The following is a 23,167-nucleotide window of genomic DNA, read 5'->3' on the forward strand; positions in this document are numbered from 1 at the left end:
GGATGCCGTGACCCAACCGTGACCACGCTCGTGGGAGCGCTCCCTTGACATCGTGGGAGCGATCCCATAGGTTCGGGGAGCGTCCGGTGAGAGCGCTCCCATCCAACCCAGGCAAGGGAAAGCGGCCCACCCACCTGCACGACCCCACCACCACAAAGGAGTGACACGTGAAATCACGCGCACTGCGGCGCATCGGCCTCGTGGCCGGCGTCGCGACCACCTCCGCGATCGTCCTCGCCGGCTGTTCCGGCGGCGGCGGAGCGGCCCCCACAGACGGAGACGAGGTCACCCTCACCCTCGCCACGTTCAACGACTTCGGCTACACCGACGAGCTCCTCGCCGAGTTCACGGCCGAGACCGGCATCAAGGTCGTCCACAACAAGGCGGCGACGTCGAACGACGCCCGCGCGAACTTCTTCCAGAAGCTCGGCAAGGAGGGTCTCGCGGATGTCGAGGCCGTCGAGGTCGACTGGTTCCAGGAGGCGATGCAGTACTCCGACCTGCTCGCCCCCGTCGACGACAGCCTCAAGGGCCGCTGGCTCGACTGGAAGGAAGCCGCGGCGACGGATGCGGACGGCAACCTCGTCGGCTACGGCACCGACATCGGCCCGCAGGCCGTCTGCTACCGCTCCGACCTGTTCGCCGCGGCGGGCCTGCCGACCGATCGCGAAGAGGTCGCGGGTCTCTTCCCGACGTGGGACGCCTTCTTCGACGTCGCAGACCAGTACAAGGCCGCGACGGGCCAGCCGTTCATCGATTCCGCGAACTCCGTCCTGCAGGGTCTCGTGAACCAGCTCGAGGTCGCCTACGAGGAGCCGGACGGCACCATCGTCGCGACGGAGAACCCCGACATCAAGGCGGCGTACGAGACCGTCGTCGACCGCGCCATCCCCGTCTCGGCCTACGCCGGTCAGTGGAGCGACGACTGGAACGCCTCGATGGCCAGCGGCGAGTTCGCCGCGATGCTGTGCCCGCCGTGGATGCTCGGCATCATCTCGGGCAACGCGCCCGACGTGACCGGCTGGGATGTCGCGGACGCCTTCCCCGAGGGCGGCGGCAACTGGGGCGGCTCGTACCTCGTCGTCCCGGCGAACGGCAAGAACGTCGAGGCGGCGTCGACGCTCGCCGACTGGCTGACCGCTCCCGAGCAGCAGGTGAAGACGTTCGGCAACGCCGGCCAGTTCCCCAGCGCGATCGAGGCGCAGAAGAGCTCCGACATCCTCGACTCGACGAACGAGTACTTCAACAACGCCCCGACCGGCCAGATCGGCGCGAACCGCGCCGCCGCGATCACGGTCTCGACGTTCAAGGGTCCGGACTTCTTCAAGTACCACGACGCTCTGCAGAACGCCGTGACCCGTGTCTTCGACGGCCTCGAAGACAAGGACACGAGCTGGAACACCTGGGTCACCGAGGTCTCGGCCTTCTAGCCCGACCTCGACCGGAGTGCGGGCGGGCGAGCCCCGCCCGCACTCCGGCATCCTCCTCACTCCCGAAGGCATCCCCGAAGGACGATCGTGACCGCCACAGACTCGCGCCCCGCAACGCGCTCCGAGGCCCCTCGGCCCGAGCGTCCTGCCCGCGTGATCTCGTTCTCCCACCGCATGAGCAAGTGGGACCTCAAGATCTCGCCCTACCTCTACATCTCGCCGTTCTTCATCATGTTCATCGTGGTGGGGCTCTTCCCCATCGCGTACACGGCGGTCATCTCGTTCATGGACTGGGACCTCGTGCGCAACCGGGGCGAGTTCATCGGCTTCGACCAGTACATCTGGATCCTCACGCAACCCCACTTCTGGACGGCGCTGCGCAACACCTTCAGCATCTTCCTGCTCTCGAGCATCCCGCAGCTGATCCTCGCGCTCTTCATCGCGGCGGTGCTCGACCGCAACATCCGCTCCAAGACGTTCTGGCGCATGAGCGTCCTGGTCCCCTTCGTCGTCGCGCCCGTCGCCGTCGGCCTCATCTTCACGGCGATCTTCGCCGACAACTTCGGTCTCGTGAACACGTGGCTCGGCAACCTGGGGCTCCCCGGCATCCCGTGGCACAAGGACGTGTTCTGGAGTCACGTCGCCATCGCGACGATGGTCAACTACCGCTGGACCGGCTACAACGCGCTGATCCTGCTCGCGGCGATGCAGGCGGTCAACCGCGAGTACTACGAGGCGGCGACCGTCGACGGCGCCGGCCCCGTCCGCCAGTTCTTCAGCATCACGATGCCGTCGCTGCGGCCGACTCTCATCTTCGTCATCATCACCTCGACGATCGGGGGCCTGCAGATCTTCGACGAACCCCGGGTCTTCGACCAGTTCGGCCGCGGAGGCGCGGGCCAGCAGTGGCTCACGATCACCCTCTACCTGTACGACATCGGCTGGGGCCAGTGGAACTTCGGACGCGCGGCGGCGATGGCGTGGATCCTGTTCGTCATCATCCTCGGCATCGGGCTCATCAATCTGCTCATCACGCGCACCCTCGTCCGCGACGAGGGCATGCGCAGGGAGATCACGAAACGGCAGGCGCGCGAGCTCGCGAAACAGGCCAGGCAAGGGATCAAGGAGGGCTCGCGATGAGCACGCTCGGCACACCCGTCTCCCTCGCGATCGTCGAGGAGGAGATCCCGAACGCCAGGAAGCGCCGTCGCGGTGAGAGGACGACGAGGATCCGCGGGTCCCGCCCCGGCTGGGTCGTCTACGGCATCCTGACCGTCGTCTTCCTCACGGGCGTCTTCCCGCTGTACTGGTCGTTCATCATCGGATCGGGGGATGCCTCGTCCCTGCGTCGTCCGTTCTCCTGGATCCCCGGCGGCAACTTCTGGGCCAACGCGGCATCCGTCGTCAACAACGAGGCCGTCAACTTCTGGCCCGCGCTGTGGAACTCGATCTACAGCTCGTTCCTCATCGCGGCCGCCGTCGTCATCACCTCGACGCTCGCGGGCTGGGCCTTCGCGAAGCTGCGGTTCCATGGCGGACCGGCCCTGCTCGTGTTCGTCGTCGCGACGCTCGCGGTGCCGCAGCAGCTCGGGGTCGTGCCGCTCTACATCCTGTTCTCCGAGCTCGGCTGGACGGGACAGATCGGAGCGATCATCATCCCGGCGCTCACGAGCGCGTTCGGAGTGTTCTGGATGACGCAGTACCTGCGTCAGGCCGTGCCCGACGAGCTCATCGAGGCGGCCAGGGTGGACGGCGCATCCATGATCCGCACGTTCTGGACCATCGGCGTGACCGCCGCACGCCCTGCGGCCGCGATGCTGTTCCTGTTCACCTTCGTGGGGGCGTGGAACAACTTCTTCTGGCCGTTCATCGTCCTCGACCGCCAGAACCCGACCCTGCCCGTCGCGCTGTCGCTCCTGCAGTCGAACTACTTCGTCGACTACTCGATCGTCCTGGCGGGCGTCGTCCTCGCGACCATCCCGCTGCTGCTCCTGTTCATCTTCGCGGGCAAGCAGCTCGTGAGCGGCATCATGGCCGGCGCCGTCAAGGGCTGAGCCGCACGTGACCATCCTTCACAGACAGGAGTCTGCCCGCATGTCGGAGAGCACCACACGAGCCTTCCCCGAGAGCTTCCTGTTCGGGGCGGCCACGGCGGCCTTCCAGATCGAGGGGGCCGCGCACGAGGACGGCAGGGGGCCGTCCATCTGGGACGCGTTCTGCCGCGTGCCCGGCGCCGTCATCAACGCCGACAACGGCGACGTCGCATGCGACCACTACCACCGCTACCGCGACGACGTCGCGCTCATGAAGGCGATGGGGCTGCAGACGTACCGCTTCTCGACGTCGTGGGCGCGTGTGCGGCCCGACGGCGGACCCGTCAACCCGAAGGGCGTCGACTTCTACAGCCGTCTCGTCGACGAGCTGCTCGAGGCCGGCATCCTGCCCTGGCTCACGCTGTATCACTGGGACCTCCCGCAGGCACTGCAGGACAAGGGCGGCTGGACCGACCGGGCGACGGCGGATCTGTTCACGGAGTACGCCCTCGACATGCACGACGCGCTCGGCGACCGGGTCGACGTGTGGACGACCCTCAACGAGCCGTGGTGCTCGTCGTTCCTCAGCTACACCGCCGGGCTGCACGCTCCAGGTCACTACAGCACGGCGGAGGGGCTGCTCGCGGCCCACCACCTGCTCCTCGGGCACGGCCAGGCCGTTCGCGAGCTCCGCGCCCGCGATGCCGCGCTCGACCTCGGCATCACGCTGAACCTCACGGTGGCGGATGCCGCAGACCCGGCGAAGCCGGAGGACGTGAACGCCGCCAGGCTCGTCGACGGGCAGTTCAACCGCTGGTTCCTCGACCCGGTCTTCCGCGGCTCCTACCCCGCGGACATCGTCGAGGACATCCGCCGCGCAGACCCTGCGGCGGTCGCGACGCTCGAGCAGGCGATCCGGCCCGGCGACCTCGAGACCATCTCCACGCACATCGACGCGCTGGGGGTGAACTACTACCACGGCGAGTTCGTGGGCGGCTCGGCCTCCCCGAACCCGCCCGACGGCGGAGACGCCCCGACCGACCGACCGGGGGCGTCGCCCTTCCCCGTGTCGGAGGGCATCCACTGGTACGAGCGCGGGCTGCCCCGCACGTCGATGCAGTGGGAGGTGCAGCCGGAGGGCCTCACACGACTGCTCGCGCGCGTCTCGGACGAGTACGCGGCCCCCGCGGGCACCGTGCTCTACGTCACCGAGAACGGCGCCGCCTACGACGACGAGCCCGTCCGCGAGGAGGGCGTCGTGCGCGTGCACGACGCGGAGCGGGCAGACTTCCTGCGCGGGCACCTCGCGGCGACCCTCGACGCGGCCGAGCAGGGCGTGGACGTGCGCGGCTACTTCTACTGGTCGCTGCTCGACAACTTCGAGTGGGCGTGGGGGTACGAGAAGCGCTTCGGCATCGTGCGCGTGGACTACGACACGCAGGAGCGCACGATCAAGGACAGCGGCCGCGAATACGGGCGCATCATCGCGCAGCGCTCGCTCGACCTCGCGCCGGTCGGCGCGGCATCCTGAACACGGGGAGAATCGTCGCCATGACCACTGACACGGTGCGCGGCACCGTCACGATCGAGGAGGTCGCCGCGGCCGCGGGGGTCTCGCGGTCCACCGTGTCGCGCGTCGTGAACGGGTCGACGGCCGTCAGCCCCGCAGCGCTCGAGGCCGTGCAGCGCGCGATCGCCGACCTCAACTACGTGCCCAACCGCGCTGCGCGCTCTCTCGCGAGCCGGCAGACGCACGCGCTCGCGCTCATCGTGCCCGAGGACACGACGCGCTTCTTCGGCGACCCGTTCTTCGCGTCGATCGTGTCCGGCATCAACGCGCGGCTGAGCCGGTCGGACTACGTGCTCAACCTCTTCATCGCGAGCGACGACCCGGGCGACAAGACCACGAGCTATGTGCGCAGCGGAGCGGTCGACGGCGCGATCATCGTGTCGCACCACACGAGCGACTCGTTCATCGATCGCATCGCGGCGGCCGTCCCCGTCGTCTACGGAGGTCGTCCCGTGCGCGAGCGCGAGCGCGACTACTACGTCGACGTCGACAACGTGCGGGGCGGGCGGGATGCCACGACCTACCTGATCGAGCGCGGGCACCACCGCATCGCGACGATCTCCGGTCCCCTCACGATGCCCGCAGGGGTAGACCGCCTGCAGGGGTATCGCGACGCGCTCGCGACGTACGGGCTGCCCGAGGGCGTCATCGAGGACGGCGACTTCACGGCGAACGGCGGTGCGGCCGCGATGAGGCGAATCCTGGAGCGCGTCGACCGCCCCGACGCCATCTTCGTCGCGAGCGACCTCATGGCCCGCGGCGCGCTGACGGTGCTCGCGCGGGAGGGCATCCGCGTTCCCCACGACATCGCGATCATCGGCTTCGACGACTCTCCCGTCGCGACGACCGTGACACCGCAGCTGACGACGATGCGTCAGCCCTCGTTCGCGCAGGGCGAGCGCATGGCGAGCGTCCTGCTCGACCTGCTCGCAGGGCGGCATCCGCGCCACGTGACGATCCTGGAGACGGAGCTGGTCGTGCGCGACTCGGTCTGACCGGGCCGGAGCCGACTCACGCCGGCACCGGCCCAGGGCCGGCTCACGCCGGTGACAGGATGGCAGGATGACGCAGACGCACGTCCTGACCGGCGCAGGCTCGGGCATCGGCCTCGCCGTCGCCCACCGGCTCAGCGAGCGCGGCGACCGGCTCGTCCTCGTCGCCCGCGACGCCGCCCGGGCGCGCGAGCTCACGACGGCCCGCCCCGGCTCGAGCGCGATCGTCGCAGACCTCCGGCATCCCGAGTCGCTCGCAGCGGCCGTGCGTGACGCAGGGGTTCCCGACGCGATCGACTCGATCGTCCATGCCGCCGGCGTCGTCGACCTCGGTCCCGTCGCCGAACTGCCGATCGAGGCCTGGGTCTCGCAGCTGACGGTCAACCTCATCGCCGCTGCCGAGCTGACGCGGCTGCTGCTTCCGGCTGTCCGGGCAGCGCGCGGGCATGTGCTGTTCGTGAACTCGGGCGCGGGGCTGTCGGCGCATCCCGACTGGTCGGCGTACGCGGCATCCAAGCACGGGCTCAAAGCGCTCGCCGACGCGCTGCGCGGCGAGGAGGCGCCCCACGGCGTCCGCGTCACGACGGTGTACCCCGGTCGCACGGCGACGCCGATGCAGGAGCGCGTGCACGAGCAGGAGGGTCGGGGCTACGACGCCGGTGCGTTCATCGACCCGGAGTCGGCCGCGACCGCGATCGTGACGGCCCTCGATCTGCCCCGCGACGCCGTCATGAGCGATGTCACGGTGCGGCCCGGCCCGCGCTGAAGCGACGGCTCCGGGCTTCCGGCGCTGACCGTGCGAGATTCCTGCACGGAGTCCATCAATTGTGTCGTCACATGATGAATACGTTTGCTGAAATCGTTGACATGCTCTGGCGCCGAGGTGCAGACTCGGCACCGCCGTCAGATGGAGGCGGCACCGGAGCGTCGTCGCTCCCGCGGAGGCGCGGCCGGTTCATCCACCGCTATCAGCACGAAGGAGTGCAGAATGCCTTACCGTACAGTTCTCGAATCGCGACCCTCGGGCGGCAGGAGCAGGCGAATACGTTCGCTGCTGGGCCTCGCCGCCGCCGGCGTGCTGGTGATGGCCGGGGCTCTGCCCGCAAGCGCGGCAGTGACCTCGAACCAGACAGGCAACAACGGAGGCTACTTCTACTCGTTCTGGACGGATTCCCCCGGGACCGTCTCGATGGAGCTCGGCGCCGACGGGAACTACTCCACGTCGTGGAGCAACACGGGCAACTTCGTCGCAGGCAAGGGATGGTCGACGGGCGCTCGCCGCACCGTGACCTACTCCGGCACGTTCAACCCGTCGGGCAACGCGTATCTGACTCTGTACGGCTGGACCACGAGCCCGCTCATCGAGTACTACATCGTCGACAACTGGGGCACGTACCGCCCCACGGGCACCTTCAAGGGCACCGTGACGAGCGACGGCGGCACGTACGACATCTACGAGACGACGAGGACCAACCAGCCCTCGATCCAGGGGACCGCGACGTTCAAGCAGTTCTGGAGCGTTCGGCAGTCCAAGCGCACGGGTGGCACGATCACGACGGGCAACCACTTCGACGCATGGGCCAGCAAGGGGATGAACCTCGGATCGCACGACTACCAGATCCTCGCGACGGAGGGCTACCAGAGCAGCGGCAACTCGAACATCACGATCGGGTCGTCGTCGACGGGCGGCGGCTCGACGGGCGGCGGGTCGACGGGCGGCGGCTCGACGGGCGGCGGGTCCACCGGCGGTGGATCGACGGGCGGCGGGACCAGCAGCGGCTGCACCGTGACGGTCACGAAGGGCGACGACTGGAGCGACCGCTTCAACGCGAACTTCACCGTGTCGGGGTCGAGCAGCTGGACGGTCACCGTCAACCTGCAGGGGGGCCAGACCGTGCAGAACAGCTGGAACGCGAACGTGACCGGCAGCGGAGCGACGCGCACCGTGACGCCGAACGGGTCGGGCAACAGCTTCGGGCTGACGCTGTACAAGAACGGCAACAGCAACCTCCCGACGGCCACGTGCAACGCGTCCGGCGGGACGGGCGGCGGGACCGGCGGTGGCGGAACGGGCGGCGGGACGGGCGGCGGGACCGGCGGCGGCACGACCGGCAGCTGCAGCGTCACCGTCACGAAGGGTCAGGACTGGAGCGACCGGTTCAACACGACCTTCGCCGTGTCGGGGTCGAGCAGCTGGACCGTGACGATCACTCTGCAGGGCGGCCAGACCGTGCAGAGCAGCTGGAACGCGACGATCAGCGGGAGCGGGTCGACGCGGACCGCGACCCCGAACGGGTCGGGCAACAGCTTCGGGCTGACGCTGTACAAGAACGGCAACAGCAACACGCCGACAGCCACCTGCCGGGCCGGCTGACGGATTCCGGCTGACTGAGCGGGGGGGGCGGGATGCTGCGGCATCCCGCCCCCCTCGTCCGATCAGGATGCCGCGGTCGCCAGGATCGCGTTGTTCCAGGGGTCGTCGAAGCTCAGCGTGCGGCCGTCGTCGCGCACCTCGAACCCGTGGTGGCGAAGGCGCTCGCCGAGCTCTCCGAGGGCGTCGCCGTCGGGCAGGGCCAGGTCGACGCGGCCGAGTCCGAGCGCCGGCATGCGGGGCCCCGCTCCGCGCGAGTTCCACACGTTCATCGCCATGTGGTGGTGGTATCCGCCGACGCTCACGAACAGCGCCGAGCTGCCGAGCGCGTGCGTCGCGTCGAAGCCGAGAGCGTCGACGTAGAAGGCCCGGGCGGTCGCGACATCCCCCACGGAGAGGTGCACGTGTCCGACCGCCGCGGCCTCGGCCGCCGTCGCGCCGAGGGTCGCCTCTTCTGTGAGGTGCTGGCCGAGGAAGGCGTTGGGGTCGAGGTAGAGCGTGTCCATCTCGACCTGGCCGTGCGTCCACGACCACTCGGAGCGGGCGCGGTCCCAGTACAGCTCGACGCCGTTGCCCTCGGGATCGGTGAAGTAGAACGCCTGGCTCACGAGGTGGTCGGCGCTGCCGGTGAACGTGCCCGGCGCGCGGCGCGCGACCGAGTACAGCGCGGCGGCGAGGGCCGTCTGCGTCTCGAACAGGATCGCGGTGTGGAACAGCCCGGCCGAGCCGGGGGCCGCGTGCCTCAGAGCGGGCTCCTGCCGCAGGATCACGATGGGCCGTCCGGCGCGACCGAGGGTCACGGCGTCGCCGTCCGCCGACAGCACCTCGAGCGTCACGGCGTCGCGGTAGTACGCGGTCATGCCGTCGAGATCGCCGACGAGCAGCGTCACGGCGCCCATCGCGGTGTCGGCGGCGAGGCGGTCGGATGCCGAGAGCTTCTCATCCATGTGAATGCACAACCCCCGGCATCCGTCGCTTCATTCCCCCATGGTGCTCCGCCTCGGTGCCCCGCACCGTCGTGGACGGACGGGCCCGTGCGCGGGCGGCCGGGCTGAGCGGTGGGCTACTGCGGGTCGCCCCCGAGCTGACCGATCGGAACGATGGGCCCGCCGTCGTCGGCGCCGGTCCGGCGCCAGCGGGCGATCGCGTTGCCGCCGTGGTAGATCGTGAGCGCCGCGAACGTGCCGAGCACGATCCCGCCGAACTGCAGTTGGCCCCACGTCAGCGAGAAGCCTGCGATCGCGATGACGAAGGCGACGGCGGCCGTGTACTGATTCACAGGGCGGGAGAAGTCGACCTGGTTGTCGACCCAGATCTTGATGCCGATGACGCCGATGAGACCGTAGAGCGCCGTCGTCACGCCGCCGAGCACGCCCGGCGGGATGGAGAAGAAGAGCTGTCCGATCTTGGGGGAGAACGAGAGCAGGATCGCGATCGTTCCTGCGACCCAGTATGCGGCCGTGGAGTAGACGCGCGTCGCGGCCATGACGCCGATGTTCTCGCCGTACGTCGTGGTGCCCGAGCCGCCGAACAGACCGGCGAGCGTCGTCGCGACGCCGTCGGCGAGAAGGGCGCGGCCCGTGCGCCGGTTGATCGTCGGGTCGCCCGTCATGGTCGCGACCCCGCGGACGTGCCCGACGTTCTCGGCGATGAGCACGAGGACGACGGGGATGAACATCGGCAGCAGACCCCACGCCGTGGCGTCGGCGAACGACGGCAGGTGGAAGTCGGGCAGCCCGAACCACGCCGCCTGCTCGACCGAGGCGAAGTCGATCTGGTTCGTGACCGCCGCGACGAGATAGCCGACGATGACGCCGAGGAAGATCGAGACGCGCCCCAGGAATCCGCGGAAGAGGACCGCGAACAGGATGCTGGCGACGAGCGTGACGGTGCCGAGCACGGGCTGCACCTGGAAGTTCTGCCACGCGACGGGGGCGAGGTTGAGCCCGATGAGAGCGACGATGGCGCCCGAGACGACGGGAGGCATGAGCTTCTCGATCCAGCCCGTGCCCACCGCCTGGACGAGGAAGCCGACCCCCGCGAGCAGGACGCCCGCGACGAACACGCCGACGAGCGCCTGCCCGATCTGCTCGGACGTCTCGAGCGTCTTGCCGCCGTTGAACGCCTGGATCGGTGCGATGAAGGCGAACGACGACCCCAGGTAGCTGGGCAGGCGGTTGCGGGTGAGCAGCAGGAAGAGCAGCGTGCCGACGCCCGAGAAGAGGAGGGTCGTCGTGACGGGGAACCCGGTCAGGATCGGCACGAGGAAGGTCGCACCGAACATCGCGACGACGTGCTGTGCGCCGATCGCGATGGTCGCGGGCCAGGCGAGCCGCTCGTCGGGCTTGACGACCTCCCCCGGACCGACGTTGCGACCGTTTCCGTGAAGGGACCAGACAGGCATGCGAGCTCCTCGGGTGGGGGGGTGTTGACGTCACCCTATCTGGGAGTTCGCTGTGAGCGGGAGAAGTGGACGCGGGATCTTGCGGACGTCACCTGCCGGTGGGTGAGGGCACCGCCCTCGACATCGACGGTCTGCTCCGGACGGCATCCCCGCGGGAGTAGCGTGGCCGTCGTGCGCTTCGGACTGCATTTCATGGACTTCACCCTCCCCGGCGAGCCCGCGAGCATCGCCCCGACGATCGCCGCGACGGCGAAGGCGACCGAGGATGCCGGCGGCTCGTGGTTCACCGCGATGGACCACTACTTCCAGATGGAGCGGTTCCGCACCGCCTACGACCCCATGCTCGAGGGCTACACGCTGCTCGGCTTCGCGGCTGCCCACACGTCGCGGGTGAGGCTGGGCACTCTCGTGACGGGCGTCACCTACCGGCATCCGGGCCTGCTCTCGAAGATCGTGACGACCCTCGACGTCCTCTCGTCGGGGCGCGGGATGCTGGGGCTCGGCGCCGCATGGTACGAGCGCGAGCACGACGCCCTCGGTGTGCCCTACCCGCCGCTCGCCGAGCGGTTCGAGCGGCTCGAGGAGACGCTCCGGATCGCACTGCAGATGTGGGACCCCGCTCAGGAAGGACCGTACGTGGGGAGGCACTATCACCTGGCGGAGACGATCTCGCACCCCGCTCCCGTGTCGACCCCGCGCCCCCCGATCATGATCGGCGGCAACGGCGAGCAGAAGACGCTTCGGCTCGTCGCGCAATACGCCGACATCACGAACCTGACGGTCAACGACCCCGCAGAGGTCGCGCACAAGCTCGATGTCCTGCGCCGGCACTGCGACCGGCTCGGCCGTGACTACGACGCGATCGAGAAGACCGTTCAGGGCGGCACGCTCGACCCGCTCGTCGACACCGACGCGTTCCTCTCGCGCATGGCCGAGCTCGCGGCGCTCGGCATCGAGCACGTGCAGCTGCGCAACGTCGCGCCCGACCCGGCGGGCTGGATCACGGAGTTCGGCGAGAAGGTCGCGCCGCGCCTGGCCGAGATCGAGCCTGCGGCCTAGCCCGCCGCCGGCCGCGATCGCGACCGCAGCGGCCCGCGATCGCGACTTGCATCCCGCCCCTCCGTTCGAGAGGCTGTGCGGGTGTCCGCAATGCCGTGCGGATGCCGTGCAGCCCTGCGCGAGCAGGTGACGGAGTGTCAGTGACCGATCGAGTCCCCCCATCCCTGTCCGCCGATGCCCCCGAGTCGGCCGTAGCCCCCGTCCCGCCGAGCGCCGGCTTCGCACTCGTGCTCGACGGCCTCTACAAGCGCTTCGGCGACAAGGTCGCAGTCGACGGGATCAGCCTCACGGTGCCGACCGGCTCGTTCTACGGCCTCGTGGGCCCCAACGGGGCCGGCAAGACGACGACGCTCTCGATGGCGACGGGACTGCTCCTGCCCGACGCGGGCCGGGCGTTCGTCCACGGCGTCGACGTGTGGAAGGACCCCGTCGCCGCCAAGGCGATGCTCGGCAACCTCGCCGACGGCGTGAAGCTGTTCGACCGGCTCACCGGCGAGCAGCTCGTGACCTACCACGGCCTGCTGTTCGGCCTGTCGCACGCAGAGATCGCCTCGCGCGTGCGCGACCTCCTCGCCCTCCTCGACATGACGGATGCCGCGGGCACCCTCGTCGTGGACTACTCGGCCGGCATGACGAAGAAGATCGCGCTCGCCTGCGCGCTCGTGCACGCGCCGCGGCTGCTCGTGCTCGACGAGCCGTTCGAGTCCGTCGATCCCGTCTCGGCGGCGAACATCCAGGACATCCTCGCGGGCTACGTCCGAAGCGGCGGCACCGTCATCGTCTCGAGCCACTCGATGGACCTCGTGCAGCGGATGTGCGACCACGTCGCGATCATCGCCGCGGGGCGCGTTCTCGTCGCCGGGACGGTCGACGCCGTGCGCGCCGGCGAGTCGCTGCAGGACCGATTCGTCGAGCTCGTCGGAGGTCGTCGGCACACGGAGGGACCCGAGTGGTTGCGACACTCCTGAGGCTGCGCTATCGCGTCCTCGGCAACCAGCTCGCGCGCAGCCCATGGCAGCTCGTCGGGTTCCTCTTCGGCGCCCTCTACGGGCTGGGCGTGCTGTTCTCGGCTCTCGCCGGGCTCGTGTTCCTCGGGTTCGGCGACGCGGCGACGGCAGGATCGGTCATCGTCGGCGTCGGCTCGCTCGTGACGCTGGGGTGGGTGCTCGGCCCTCTCATCGCGTTCGGCGTCGACACGACGCTCGACCCCGCACGGCTCGTCGTCTTCCCGATCCCGCTGAACCGGCTCCTCATCGCGCTCGCGCTCGCCGGCGTGTGCGGAGTGCCCGGGCTCGTGACGACAGTGGCCGCTCTCGGCACCCTCGCGACCTGGGTGCACTGGCCCGCCGCGGCCGTCGCCGCACTTCTCGGCATCCCGCTCGCCGTTCTGACGGCGGTCGTCGCCTCGCGCGCCGTCGCATCGCTCGCGTCGGGTCTCGGCGGCGGGCGGCGCCTGCGCGAGGCGTCCGGCGTGCTGATCTTCATTCCGCTCATCCTCGCGGGCCCGATCGTCGCAGGTGTCGCGACGGGCTTCGCCGTCAACCTCGACACGATCCTCGTGGTCGTGCGCATCCTCGCGTGGACACCGGTCGGCGCGGCATGGGCCTTCCCCGCCGATCTCGCGACGGGAGCGTGGCCCGCTGCCGCCGCGAAGCTCGCGATCGCCGTCGCGACGCTCGCGATCGTGTGGATGCTGTGGCGCCGGTCGCTCGCCGACTCGCTCGTGCGCCCACGGCAGACCGCGGCGGCTCGCGTCGAGTCCGGCAGGATCGGATGGTTCGGGCGCGTGCCCTCCGCGCCCGCAGGCGCGGTCTTCGCACGCTCGCTCACGTACTGGGTGCGTGACCCGCGGTACCTCCGCCAGCTGATCGTCGTGCCCTTGCTCCCCGCGGTGCTCTGGTTCTACGCGCGCGACGGCGACGTCGGCTCGGCGCTCGGCTGGGCGGCTCCGCTCGTCGCCTTCGTCATCGGCATCTCGCTCTACGCGGACATCTCGTACGACGGCACGGCGTTCGCGGCTCAGCTCGCGACGGGTGTGCGCGGCTGGGCGGACCGCGTCGGACGCACGCTCGCCGCAGCGGCGATCGCCGCGCCGATCGTGCTGATCGTCGCGATCGCGCCGTTCGCGATCTGGGGAGGGTGGAGTCGTCTCCCCGGCATCCTCGGGATCTCGTTCGGCGTCCTGCTCGCCTCGTACGGAGTGTGCGCCGTCACGTCGGCATCGTTCGTGATCCCTGTGCCGGATGCGGGCGCGAACCCGTTCGCGCGGGTTCCGGGGACGACGTTCCTGCAGGGGCTCGCGTTCTTCGGCATCTGGCTCGTCGCCCTCGTGCTGTCGTCGCCGGCGATCGTCGTCGGCGCGATCGCCTACTTCACCGACGACGCCGTGCTGAGCTGGATCGCCCTCGCCGTCGGGCTCGTCGTGGGCGGCGCGGTGCTCGTCGGGGGCATCCTCGTCGGCGGACGCAGACTCGATCGCACGGGCCCCGCGCTGCTGTCGCGCCTCAAGGCGATGAAGAGCGCCTGACCGGCCGCTCGGGCGGTCAGTCGCCCGTGAGCCTCTCCAGGAGCTCGCGGTAGCGGGCCGCAGTGCGCTCGACGATCTCGACGGGCAGCTCGGGCGGCGTCCCGCGCCTGTCCCAGTTCGCGGCGAGCCAGTCGCGCACGATCTGCTTGTCGAAGCTCGCCATGCGCTCGTCGGGGGTCGTGCCCGCCTGCCAGGCCGCGGCATCCCAGTACCGCGACGAGTCGCTCGTGAGCACTTCGTCCGCGAGCGTCATGACGCCGTTCTCGTCCACGCCGAACTCGAACTTCGTGTCGGCGAGGATGAGCCCTCGCGTCTCCGCCGTGCGGGCGGCCCGCCCGTAGATCTCGAGCGAGAGAGCGCGCAGCTCCTCCGCGCGCGCGGCCCCGACGAGCTCGACGGTCTGCTCGAACGAGATGTTCTCGTCGTGCTCGCCCAGGGGCGCCTTGTACGCGGGCGTGAAGATCGGCTCGGGGAGCCGGTCGCCGTTCGACAGGCCTTCGGGCAGCGGGATGCCGCACACCGTCGCGCTCTCGCGGTACTCGGCCCACCCCGACCCCGTGAGGTAGCCGCGCACGACGCACTCGATCGGCTGCATGTCGAGGCTTCTCACGACCATCGCGCGGCCGGCCACGGCATCCGGAATCAGGCTCTGCAGGTCGTCGCGCGTGTTCGCGACGCCGTCGGCTCCGTTTGTCAGCACCTTCGCGGGTGCGAGATGGCTCGGGATGCCGCGCCCGCCGTCCGCGCCTGCGAGGCGGTCGAACCACCACAGGCTCAGGGTCGTCAGCAGCGTCCCCTTTCCCGGGATGCCGGGCGAGAGCACGTGGTCGAACGCGCTCACGCGGTCGCTCGCGACGACGAGCATGCGTCCCTCGGCTCCGTCGGCGGGCACATACAGGTCGCGCACCTTGCCGGAGTAGACGTGGCGCCAGCCGGCGAGGTCGAGGGGGGAGGTCACGCAGACCATTATCCGCGGACCGGGCGTGCGATTGCGGCGAGGACGACGCGATCCTTCGCAGGGCGGTTGCGCCGGAGCATCCGAGGAGCGTATAGTCCACATGGACTAATCGGAATGGAGCACCGGATGTCGGATGCCGCGGCCTCGCTGACCCCCCTCGGGGTCATCGTGCTCGGCCTCCTCGCCGAGATGGACCTGCATCCGTACGAGATGATGCGGCTCATCCGCCAGCGCGGCGAGGATCAGGTCGTCAAGGTCACCAACGGCACCTTCTACCACACGGTGTCGCGGCTCGAACGGGACGGGCTGATCGCCGAGGTCGGCGTCGACCGCGCGGGCAACCGCCCCGAGCGCACGACGTACGCGCTGACACCGGCGGGCCGCGCCGCCGCCCAGGAATGGGTGCGCCGCGAGCTGCCGCGCTTCGATCGCCCCGAGCCGTTCCGCGTCGCGCTCGCCGAGGCGCACACGCTCGCGCGCGCAGAGGTCGTCGAGCTGCTGTCGCAGCGTCGCGTCGCGCTCGCGGCCTCCGTCGACGAGCATCGCGAGCGTCTCGCGAACGTCGTCGGACGCGGCGTCCCCCTCCAGTTCCTCGTCGAGCTCGACCGCCGCACGGCGATCCTCGGCGCCGACCTGACCTGGCTCGACGGCCTGCTCACACGCCTTGCCGACACCACGCTCGCGTGGGGCGTGGACGAGCTGCCCGACGAGGTCCTCTCCCGTCTCGCCGCCTACCGAAAGGCCCACCTCTCATGACCGAACAGACCGCTCGCGCCGCGGCATCCGCCCCCGAGGGCACCGCGCGCAGCCCGTGGCCCGCCCTGTGGGCGCTCGTCATCGGGTTCTTCATGATCCTCGTCGACACGACGATCGTCTCGGTCGCGAACCCCGCCATCAAGGCGGCGCTCGACCCCGACACCAGCAACCTCGACAACGTCGTGTGGGTCACATCGGCCTATCTGCTCGCCTACGCGGTGCCGCTTCTGATCACGGGACGTCTCGGCGACCGGTTCGGTCCGAAGCGGATCTACCTCATCGGTCTCGCGGTGTTCACCGTCGCATCGCTCGCGTGCGGCTTCTCCACGACACTCGTCGCCCTCATCGCCTGGCGCGCGGTCCAGGGCCTCGGCGCGGCCCTCATGACGCCGCAGACGATGGCCGTCATCACGCGCACGTTCCCCGCGAACAAGCGCGGCGCGGCGATGGGCCTGTGGGGCGCGACGGCCGGCGTCGCGACGCTCGTCGGCCCCCTCGCGGGCGGCCTGCTCGTCGACGGCTTCGGGTGGGAGTGGATCTTCTTCGTCAACATCCCCGTCGGCGTCATCGGCTTCGTCCTGGCATGGATCCTCGTCCCGGACCTCGAGACCCACCACCACAAGTTCGACATCCTCGGGGTGCTGCTCAGCGCGCTCGCGCTGTTCCTGATCGTCTTCGGTCTGCAGGAGGGCGAGAAGTACGACTGGGGCGCGATCTGGGGGCCGATCACGGTGTGGGGGCTCATCGCGGCGGGGGTCGTCGTGCTCGGGCTGTTCATCTGGCAGCAGGCCCGCACGAAGAGCGAGCCGCTCGTGCCGATGCAGCTGTTCCGCGACCGCAACTTCTCCATCGCGAACATCGGCATCGCGACGGTCGGGTTCACCGTGACGAGCATGTCGCTGCCGATCGCGTTCTTCATCCAGATCGCGCGCGGACTCACCCCGACGCAGTCGGCGCTGCTGCTGATCCCGCTCGCCGTGTTCTCCGGCGTGCTCGCGCCGCTCGCCGGCAAGCTCCTCGACCGGGTGGATCCGCGCGTCCTCCTCGTGCCCGGCCTCCTGCTGACCTCGCTCGCGCTGTTCTGGTACGCCGCGCTCACGAACATGGACACCCCGATCTGGATGTTCCTGCTGCCGGCCGCTCTCATCGGCATCGGCAACGCGGGGATGTGGGGTCCGCTCGCGACCACCGCGACCCGCAACCTTCCGCCGCGCCAGGCGGGTGCGGGATCGGGCATCTACAACACGACGCGCACGATCGGCTCCGTCATCGGCTCCGCGGCGATCGCGGCGTTCATGCAGGCCCGGCTAGAGGCGAACCTCCCGGGGGCGTCCGAGCACGCGGGCGGGTTCGGCGGCGGCACGCTCCCCGACTTCGTCGCCGACGGCTTCGCGACCGCGATGTCGCAGGCGCTCCTCCTTCCCGCGTCGGTGCTGCTGCTCGGCGTCGTCGCCGTGCTGTTCATGCAGCGCCCGGCCCACCTCGGCGTGCGCGGGGCCGCAGAGACCGTGGACGTGCCCGCGGCGGAGGTGCGTCCGGCGCAGGCGCCTGCCGCGGAGTGACTCGCGCGTGACGACCGGCGCGGCATCCGTCCTCGCGTCGCGGGTGCGAGCGGGTCAGCGCTCGACGACGCCCGCCGCGATGTCGGTGCGGTACTGGCCCCCCTCGAGGCCGATCTCGCCGAGTGCCGCATACGTCCGAGAGCGCGCCTGCGCGAACGTCGTACCCAGGCCGACGACGTTGAGCACGCGGCCGCCCGTCGCGACGAGCCCGCCCTCGGACGAGGCGGTGGCCGCGTGCACGAGGTGGACGCCCTCGACGGCGGAGGCGGCATCCAGCCCCGTCAGCGCACGTCCGGTGACGGGCGACGCAGGGTAGCCCTCGCTCGCGAGCACGACGGTGACGGCGACCGCATCGGCGAAGGCGGGACGGGGCTGGTCCTCGAGATGACCGGATGCCGCGGCCAGCAGCAGCTCGGACAGGGGGTCGACGAGCCGCGGGAGCACGACCTGCGTCTCGGGGTCGCCGAAGCGCGCGTTGAACTCGATGACCTTGACGCCCTGGTCGGTGAGGATGAGGCCGGCGTAGAGGAGTCCGATGAACGGGGTGCCCTCGGCATCCAGCTGACGGATGACCGGCTCGGCCACGTCCTTCGTCACGAGGTCGACGAACGCGTCCTCGCCGCCGAAGTGCTCGAGCAGCCACGGCAGCGGCGAGTAGGCGCCCATGCCGCCCGTGTTGGGGCCGGCGTCGCCGTCGCCGAGACGCTTGAAGTCCTGCGCGGGGCTGAGCGGCAGCACGTGGTCGCCGTCGCTCAGGAAGAAGAGCGACACCTCCGGCCCTGAGAGGAACTCCTCGACCAGCACCGATCCGCTCGGAAGGTACGTGTCGGCGTGCGCGAGCGCCTCCGCGCGGTCGGCCGTGACGACGACCCCCTTGCCCGCGGCGAGTCCGTCGGCCTTGACGACGTGCGGCGCACCGAGCTCGTCGAGCGCCGCCTCGACCTCGGCCCGCGTGAACGCCCGCACGGCGCGGCCCGTCGGGACGCCCGCGGCGTCCATGATCCGCTTCGCGAACGCCTTCGACCCCTCGAGCTGCGCGGCCGCCCTCCCGGGGCCGAAGACGGGGATGCCGCGCTCGCGCAGCGCGTCGGCGACACCCGCGACGAGGGGCGCCTCGGGGCCGATCACGACGAGGTCGATGTGCTGTGCGTTCGCGAAGACCGTGACGGCGCCTGGATCGTTCGGGTCGAGGGCGACGATGGTCGCATCCTGCGCGATCCCCGCGTTGCCGGGGGCCGCGAAGACCTCGTGGCCGGCCTCTTCCGAGAGCAGCGACAGGATGATGGCGTGCTCGCGCGCGCCCGAGCCGAGGACGAGGATTCTCACCCGCTCAGCCTAGCCGCGAGGCCCTCCCGGCCGCGGGCAGCGCCTACCGTGGAGCCATGCCGAAGAAGATAGGGACCGGCGAGGGCCGCGCGGCCCTGGCCGCAGTGGCCGCGGCATCCGGCGCACCGGCCCGCGCCGAGCTCGCGACGGCCGTGCGGTATCTGCTTCAGCTGCTGGCCGAGAAGGCGCCCGGCAGCTCCGTCGAGGTGCGGGTCCCCCCGTTCGGGGCGGTGCAGGTCGTCGAGGGCCCTCGGCACACGCGCGGCACGCCGCCCAATGTCGTCGAGACCGACCCGCTCACGTGGATCGCGGTCGCGACGGGCGCCGAGCGGTGGACGGATGCCGCGGCCGCAGGCCGCATCCTCGCCTCCGGCGTGCGATCCGACCTGTCGGACCTGCTGCCGCTGCGGCCCTGACTACGCGGCGCCCGCAGGCGACTCGTGCGTCGCCGCGACGGCGTCGACGGACCGCCGCCGCACGAGGAGGATCGCGATCGCCGCGACCACGAGCACCGCCGCGAGCACGACGAGCAGGGTCCACGGCATGGCGAGGACTCCGAACTCGTGGATCGTGGGCTCGAGCAGCTGCGCACCGAGACCGACGGCCTCCGGCGAGACGGAGATCGCGCCCGTGATCCAGCCGAGCGGCGGGAGGGCGAGCTCGCGATGCACGTCGATCGTCGATCCGGGGATCACCTCGGGCAGGGCGGTCGCCGGAGACGCCCTGCCGAACAGGCCGAAGGGGCCTGCCGCGTCGACGACGTCCGAAGCCGTCACGAGGGTGTTGCCCGTGTTGGTGAGCCGGTAGTCGATCCGCGCGACGCCCGGCTCGAAAGGGTTCCAGGAGGGCGCATACGACGCCGTGAAGTCCTGGATCTGAGCCGACGGGGCGAGCTCGCCGTTGACGCGGACGGTCACGCGGGTCGCGAGGCGCCTGTCGACGGCGAGCACGTCGCCTTCTCCGCTCACGTGCGACGTCACGATGCCGGCGGCGTGGTCGCCGGGTGGTGCGTCCGTGGGGACCGCGATCGTGAAGTCGACCTGCGCCTGCTGTCCGGGAGCCAGCGTGAGGAGTGTCGTGCCGACGGTCGTCCACAGGCCCGCGTCGACCGGGGGAGTCGTCCCGGCCTGAAGGTCGATCTGACCCGTGGGGGTCGTGAACGCGTCCGCGGCGTACACCGCGAGGTCGAGCGGGGACGCGCCGACGTTCGTGACGCGGAGCGCGTCGTGGATCGTCGCTCCGGCGTCGACCGTGTAGACGAAGTTTCGCCGTCCCGCGCCGTTGTCGTTGTCGACGGTCTCGAGCGTCCACCCGAGCGCCGGGGGCGTGTCGGCCGAGGCGGGGGAGGCGAGGGCGGGGGTCGCCGAGGCGAGCAGGACGGCGGTGAGGCCCGCGAGCAGGCGGGCGGGGCGGACTCGGAGTCTCATGGTGCGTCTTTCGTGCGAAGGCGGGGGTCCGATGCGCGATCGCACCGGACCCCCGCGGGAGCGCGTCAGCTGACGGCGGTGATCGTCAGCGTCGCGGTGTAGTCGCCCGCGGGCGTCGTGCCCGGGATGACGAGGGACAGGTCGGCTCCGACGGTCGCGCCGGCTGCGGCGCCGGCCGACGCGAGCGTGCTCGGGGTCGCGAGGCCCACGCCGCCCAGCTGCGTCGAGGTGACGGCCGCGCCGGCGGTGACGCCCGAGCCGCTGACGACCTTCGGCGTCCAGCCGAGGTAGCCGCCGCTGAAGCTGTCGGCGCCGGACGTGAACTCGCCGACCTGACCGGACAGGCTCCAGGCGTGCTGACCCGAGCCGCCGGAACGGGTGTCGGTGACGACGACGTCGTTCAGGATGCCGTTCGCGACGAAGTTCGCGCCGTCCTGCGTCGCCGTGCCGAGGTCGACGGCCGAGCTCGACGCCCAGGTCCAGCCGAACGATCCCGTCTCGGGGGTCTGGGCCTCGGGCACCTCGACGACGATGTCGCCCTCGCCGGGCTCGGGCTGCGGCTCGGCGGCCTCGACGGCGTACGAGACCGTCAGAGGCGTCGTGGGCTTGCGGACGTCAGCCGCGCCACCCGAGGAGTACCAGTAGCTCGACTGACCCGAGAGCACCTGGAAGTCGACGAACGACTGCGGGAACGAGCCCCAGTTCGCGCCGGTGCGCACCTGCGGCGACTGCGTGCTCGTCACCTCGATGCCCAGATAGTCGGGCGTCACGGTGAAGCCGGAGTCGCCCACCTGTGCAGCCGTGATGTCGGCGAGGACGATCTGCGTGGGAGCGAGCGGCACCCACTGCGTCATGTCCTCCATCGAGGTGCCGTACCCGCTCGCCGTCGCCGTCACCTGGCCGTTGCCGTCGGCGTCGAGCGTCAGGACGGGGTTCGTCGCGGTCCAGTACGTGTACCCGCTGTAGTACACGACCGAGAACGAGCCGTCCCACGCGATCTCGACCGATCCGTCGGCCGCGACGGTGCCCTCGCCGCCCGTGATCTCGACGATGTTCCCCGACGGGGCCGTGAATGTGGTGGTGGCGCCGCTGGGCTGCTGGCACTTCGTGGCCCAGCTCGTCTGGACGAGCTCGCCCGCGGCATCCGGCTTCTTGATCGTGACGTTGCCCGCGCTCGACGCGTAGAGCCCCTCCGCCTCCGACCAGACGTGCGACGAGCCGGCGTCGCCGGCGACTCCCGCGCTGAGGAAGTTGCACGTGCCCGGGGCGAAGCCGGGGCTCCCCGTCTCGGCGTTGAATCCCCACTGGAAGACGGCGTCGGAGATCGTCCCCTGGTCGGCCGCGTTCGCGGGCGCCGCGAACGCGAGACTGCCGGCCGCGAGCGCGGCGATCGCCGCTGCGGCCGCCAGCCGGGAGCGGCGGGGCGGGGTACTGGTGCGTGAGGGCACGATGAATTCCTTTCGGAGTATGTGTCGGGTCGACCCTGGCGTGATGAGCGCGAAGAGTATTCGCGCAAGCTCAAAGCTAGGTTAGGATCACCTTATTCACAGATCGGGAATTAAGGCAAGGCAACCCTAATTAACCTCCGGGTTCGGTTGCCGCCCGCTGCACCCGCCCACCACGATGCACACCGGGAGAGAGATCAGCGTGCGCCGAAAGCTCCAACGACGACTCGCACTCGTCGCCATCGTCTGCGTCGTCTCGCTCGGCCTCGCGGGGTGCCAGGGGCTGGGCTTCCACGGCGGGGATGCCGCGACCGCGGCGACTCCACCGCTGCACGACGTGACGCCCATCGCCGATCCCGCCGCGTGGGAGGGGCCGAGCACCGCGGTGCCGGCGTCCTCACCGCTCGAGCCGATCACGACCGGCGAGCAGGTCCTGCCCGCGACCGTCGTGGACTCCCAGGACACGACGGTGACCGTCACCGACACGTCGCGCATCCTGGCGCTCGACATCTACGGCTCGCTGTCCCGCATCGTGTTCGAGCTCGGCCTGGGCGGCTCCGTCGTCGGACGCGATGTGTCCACGGGCTTCCCCGAGGCCGCCGGTCTTCCCCTGGTCACCCAGAACGGCCACGATCTCAACGCCGAGGCGATCCTCGACCTCGCCCCGACCGTCATCCTGACCGACACGAGTCTCGGACCGTGGGACACGATCCTGCAGATGCGCGACATCGGCATCCCGGTCGTGGTCGTCGACTCGCACCGCGCGATCGACACGATCGACGACCTCACGCGTCAGGTCGCCACGGCTCTGGGCGTGCCGCAGCGCGGCGACGAGCTGGCCGCGCGCACGTCCGCCGCCGTCGACGCGAAGCTGGCCGAGATCGCCGCGATCGCGCCTGCGGACGGCGATCGCCTGCGCATGGTCTTCCTGTACGTGCGGGGCCAGTCGGGCGTCTACTACCTGTTCGGCGACGAGTCGGGGGCCGACAGCCTCATCGAGGCGCTCGGCGGCATCGACGTCGCGGGAGAGAACGGCTGGGTCGGCATGCGACCCGTGACGGACGAGGCGCTCATCGCGGCCAACCCTGACGTGATCCTCATGATGACGAAGGGGCTCGAGTCGGTCGACGGCGTCGACGGGCTCCTGGAGCACCTCCCTGCGGTCGCTCAGACGACGGCGGGGAGGAACCGCCGGATCGTCGACATGTCCGACACGCAGATCCTCAGCTTCGGGCCGGAGGCCGCCGACGTGCTCGACGCGCTCGCCGTCGCGATCTATGCACCGGATGCCCTGAAGTGACCACCGT

At 70.5% G+C, this 23,167-nt stretch carries 20 protein-coding genes; 14 read left to right on the forward strand and 6 right to left on the reverse strand.

Translation table 11 applies throughout. From position 1 onward, the window contains the following. Window positions 1-167: 167 nt before the first annotated feature. From FHS08_RS07205 to FHS08_RS17100, 7 genes are all read left to right on the forward strand, one after another. Window positions 168-1,430 (forward strand): extracellular solute-binding protein, encoded by a 1,263-nt coding sequence (locus FHS08_RS07205; RefSeq protein ID WP_167037239.1) that lies wholly within the window; start codon window positions 168-170, stop codon window positions 1,428-1,430. Window positions 1,431-1,517: 87 nt separating this feature from the next. Next, window positions 1,518-2,570: a carbohydrate ABC transporter permease gene (locus FHS08_RS07210; protein WP_341800346.1), complete on the forward strand. Its 1,053-nt coding sequence runs from the start codon at window positions 1,518-1,520 to the stop codon at window positions 2,568-2,570. Next, window positions 2,567-3,484: a carbohydrate ABC transporter permease gene (locus FHS08_RS07215; protein WP_167037245.1), complete on the forward strand. Its 918-nt coding sequence runs from the start codon at window positions 2,567-2,569 to the stop codon at window positions 3,482-3,484. Before FHS08_RS07210 ends, FHS08_RS07215 begins: the two co-directional genes overlap by 4 nt. A gap of 40 nt (window positions 3,485-3,524) precedes the next feature. Further along, window positions 3,525-4,994, forward strand: a complete 1,470-nt coding sequence (locus FHS08_RS07220; RefSeq protein ID WP_167037248.1) for a glycoside hydrolase family 1 protein — start codon at window positions 3,525-3,527, stop codon at window positions 4,992-4,994. A 20-nt stretch (window positions 4,995-5,014) separates the two neighbouring features. Next, window positions 5,015-6,028, forward strand: coding sequence for a LacI family DNA-binding transcriptional regulator (locus FHS08_RS07225; RefSeq protein WP_167037251.1), 1,014 nt, complete (start codon window positions 5,015-5,017; stop codon window positions 6,026-6,028). Window positions 6,029-6,095: 67 nt separating this feature from the next. Next, window positions 6,096-6,791 carry an SDR family oxidoreductase gene (locus FHS08_RS07230; protein WP_167037254.1) on the forward strand — a complete coding sequence of 232 codons (696 nt, stop codon included), beginning with the start codon at window positions 6,096-6,098 and terminating at the stop codon, window positions 6,789-6,791. A gap of 222 nt (window positions 6,792-7,013) precedes the next feature. Next, complete coding sequence (locus FHS08_RS17100) at window positions 7,014-8,399, forward strand: glycoside hydrolase family 11 protein (protein WP_167037257.1); 1,386 nt, start codon at window positions 7,014-7,016, stop codon at window positions 8,397-8,399. Between the two features lie 62 nt (window positions 8,400-8,461). On the opposite strand, the gene FHS08_RS07240 is transcribed toward FHS08_RS17100, so the two are convergent. After that, window positions 8,462-9,343, reverse strand: coding sequence for a VOC family protein (locus FHS08_RS07240; protein WP_167037259.1), 882 nt, complete (start codon window positions 9,341-9,343; stop codon window positions 8,462-8,464). A 116-nt stretch (window positions 9,344-9,459) separates the two neighbouring features. Further along, on the reverse strand, window positions 9,460-10,800 hold the full coding sequence (locus tag FHS08_RS07245; protein WP_167037262.1) for a uracil-xanthine permease family protein: 1,341 nt from the start codon (window positions 10,798-10,800) through the stop codon (window positions 9,460-9,462). Between the two features lie 171 nt (window positions 10,801-10,971). Between FHS08_RS07245 and FHS08_RS07250 the strand changes: the two genes are divergently transcribed. The 3 genes from FHS08_RS07250 (at window position 10,972) to FHS08_RS07260 (ending at window position 14,386) form a co-directional block, all read left to right on the forward strand. Continuing rightward, window positions 10,972-11,859 carry a TIGR03560 family F420-dependent LLM class oxidoreductase gene (locus FHS08_RS07250; protein WP_170283201.1) on the forward strand — a complete coding sequence of 296 codons (888 nt, stop codon included), beginning with the start codon at window positions 10,972-10,974 and terminating at the stop codon, window positions 11,857-11,859. A 101-nt stretch (window positions 11,860-11,960) separates the two neighbouring features. Then, window positions 11,961-12,827, forward strand: coding sequence for an ABC transporter ATP-binding protein (locus FHS08_RS07255; RefSeq protein ID WP_167037267.1), 867 nt, complete (start codon window positions 11,961-11,963; stop codon window positions 12,825-12,827). Continuing rightward, window positions 12,809-14,386 carry a hypothetical protein gene (locus tag FHS08_RS07260; protein ID WP_167037270.1) on the forward strand — a complete coding sequence of 526 codons (1,578 nt, stop codon included), beginning with the start codon at window positions 12,809-12,811 and terminating at the stop codon, window positions 14,384-14,386. Before FHS08_RS07255 ends, FHS08_RS07260 begins: the two co-directional genes overlap by 19 nt. Before the next feature lie 16 nt (window positions 14,387-14,402). Here the strand turns inward: FHS08_RS07260 and FHS08_RS07265 are convergent, their stop codons facing one another. After that, complete coding sequence (locus FHS08_RS07265; protein WP_424960790.1) at window positions 14,403-15,344, reverse strand: phosphoribosylaminoimidazolesuccinocarboxamide synthase; 942 nt, start codon at window positions 15,342-15,344, stop codon at window positions 14,403-14,405. Between the two features lie 126 nt (window positions 15,345-15,470). On the opposite strand from FHS08_RS07265, the gene FHS08_RS07270 reads away from it, so the two are divergent. Both FHS08_RS07270 and FHS08_RS07275 read left to right on the forward strand, forming a co-directional pair. Next, window positions 15,471-16,100 carry a PadR family transcriptional regulator gene (locus tag FHS08_RS07270; protein WP_167037276.1) on the forward strand — a complete coding sequence of 210 codons (630 nt, stop codon included), beginning with the start codon at window positions 15,471-15,473 and terminating at the stop codon, window positions 16,098-16,100. Continuing rightward, window positions 16,097-17,662 (forward strand): DHA2 family efflux MFS transporter permease subunit, encoded by a 1,566-nt coding sequence (locus FHS08_RS07275; RefSeq protein ID WP_167037279.1) that lies wholly within the window; start codon window positions 16,097-16,099, stop codon window positions 17,660-17,662. The genes FHS08_RS07270 and FHS08_RS07275 overlap by 4 nt, the downstream gene beginning before the upstream one ends. Before the next feature lie 54 nt (window positions 17,663-17,716). On the opposite strand, the gene purD is transcribed toward FHS08_RS07275, so the two are convergent. Next, on the reverse strand, window positions 17,717-18,988 hold the full coding sequence (gene purD, locus FHS08_RS07280) for a phosphoribosylamine--glycine ligase (RefSeq protein WP_167037282.1): 1,272 nt from the start codon (window positions 18,986-18,988) through the stop codon (window positions 17,717-17,719). A gap of 56 nt (window positions 18,989-19,044) precedes the next feature. Between purD and FHS08_RS07285 the strand changes: the two genes are divergently transcribed. After that, window positions 19,045-19,404, forward strand: coding sequence for a sterol carrier family protein (locus FHS08_RS07285; protein ID WP_167037285.1), 360 nt, complete (start codon window positions 19,045-19,047; stop codon window positions 19,402-19,404). Here FHS08_RS07285 and FHS08_RS07290 read toward each other — a convergent pair whose 3' ends face one another. Then, window positions 19,405-20,415, reverse strand: coding sequence for a WxL protein peptidoglycan domain-containing protein (locus tag FHS08_RS07290; RefSeq protein ID WP_167037288.1), 1,011 nt, complete (start codon window positions 20,413-20,415; stop codon window positions 19,405-19,407). A 65-nt stretch (window positions 20,416-20,480) separates the two neighbouring features. Next, window positions 20,481-21,863 carry a hypothetical protein gene (locus FHS08_RS07295; RefSeq protein WP_167037291.1) on the reverse strand — a complete coding sequence of 461 codons (1,383 nt, stop codon included), beginning with the start codon at window positions 21,861-21,863 and terminating at the stop codon, window positions 20,481-20,483. A 199-nt stretch (window positions 21,864-22,062) separates the two neighbouring features. Between FHS08_RS07295 and FHS08_RS07300 the strand changes: the two genes are divergently transcribed. Continuing rightward, window positions 22,063-23,160, forward strand: coding sequence for a heme/hemin ABC transporter substrate-binding protein (locus FHS08_RS07300; protein WP_341800349.1), 1,098 nt, complete (start codon window positions 22,063-22,065; stop codon window positions 23,158-23,160). Window positions 23,161-23,167 lie beyond the last annotated feature (7 nt).

This window comes from Microbacterium ulmi (assembly GCF_011759705.1).
GTDB classification, from domain to species: domain Bacteria; phylum Actinomycetota; class Actinomycetes; order Actinomycetales; family Microbacteriaceae; genus Microbacterium; species Microbacterium ulmi.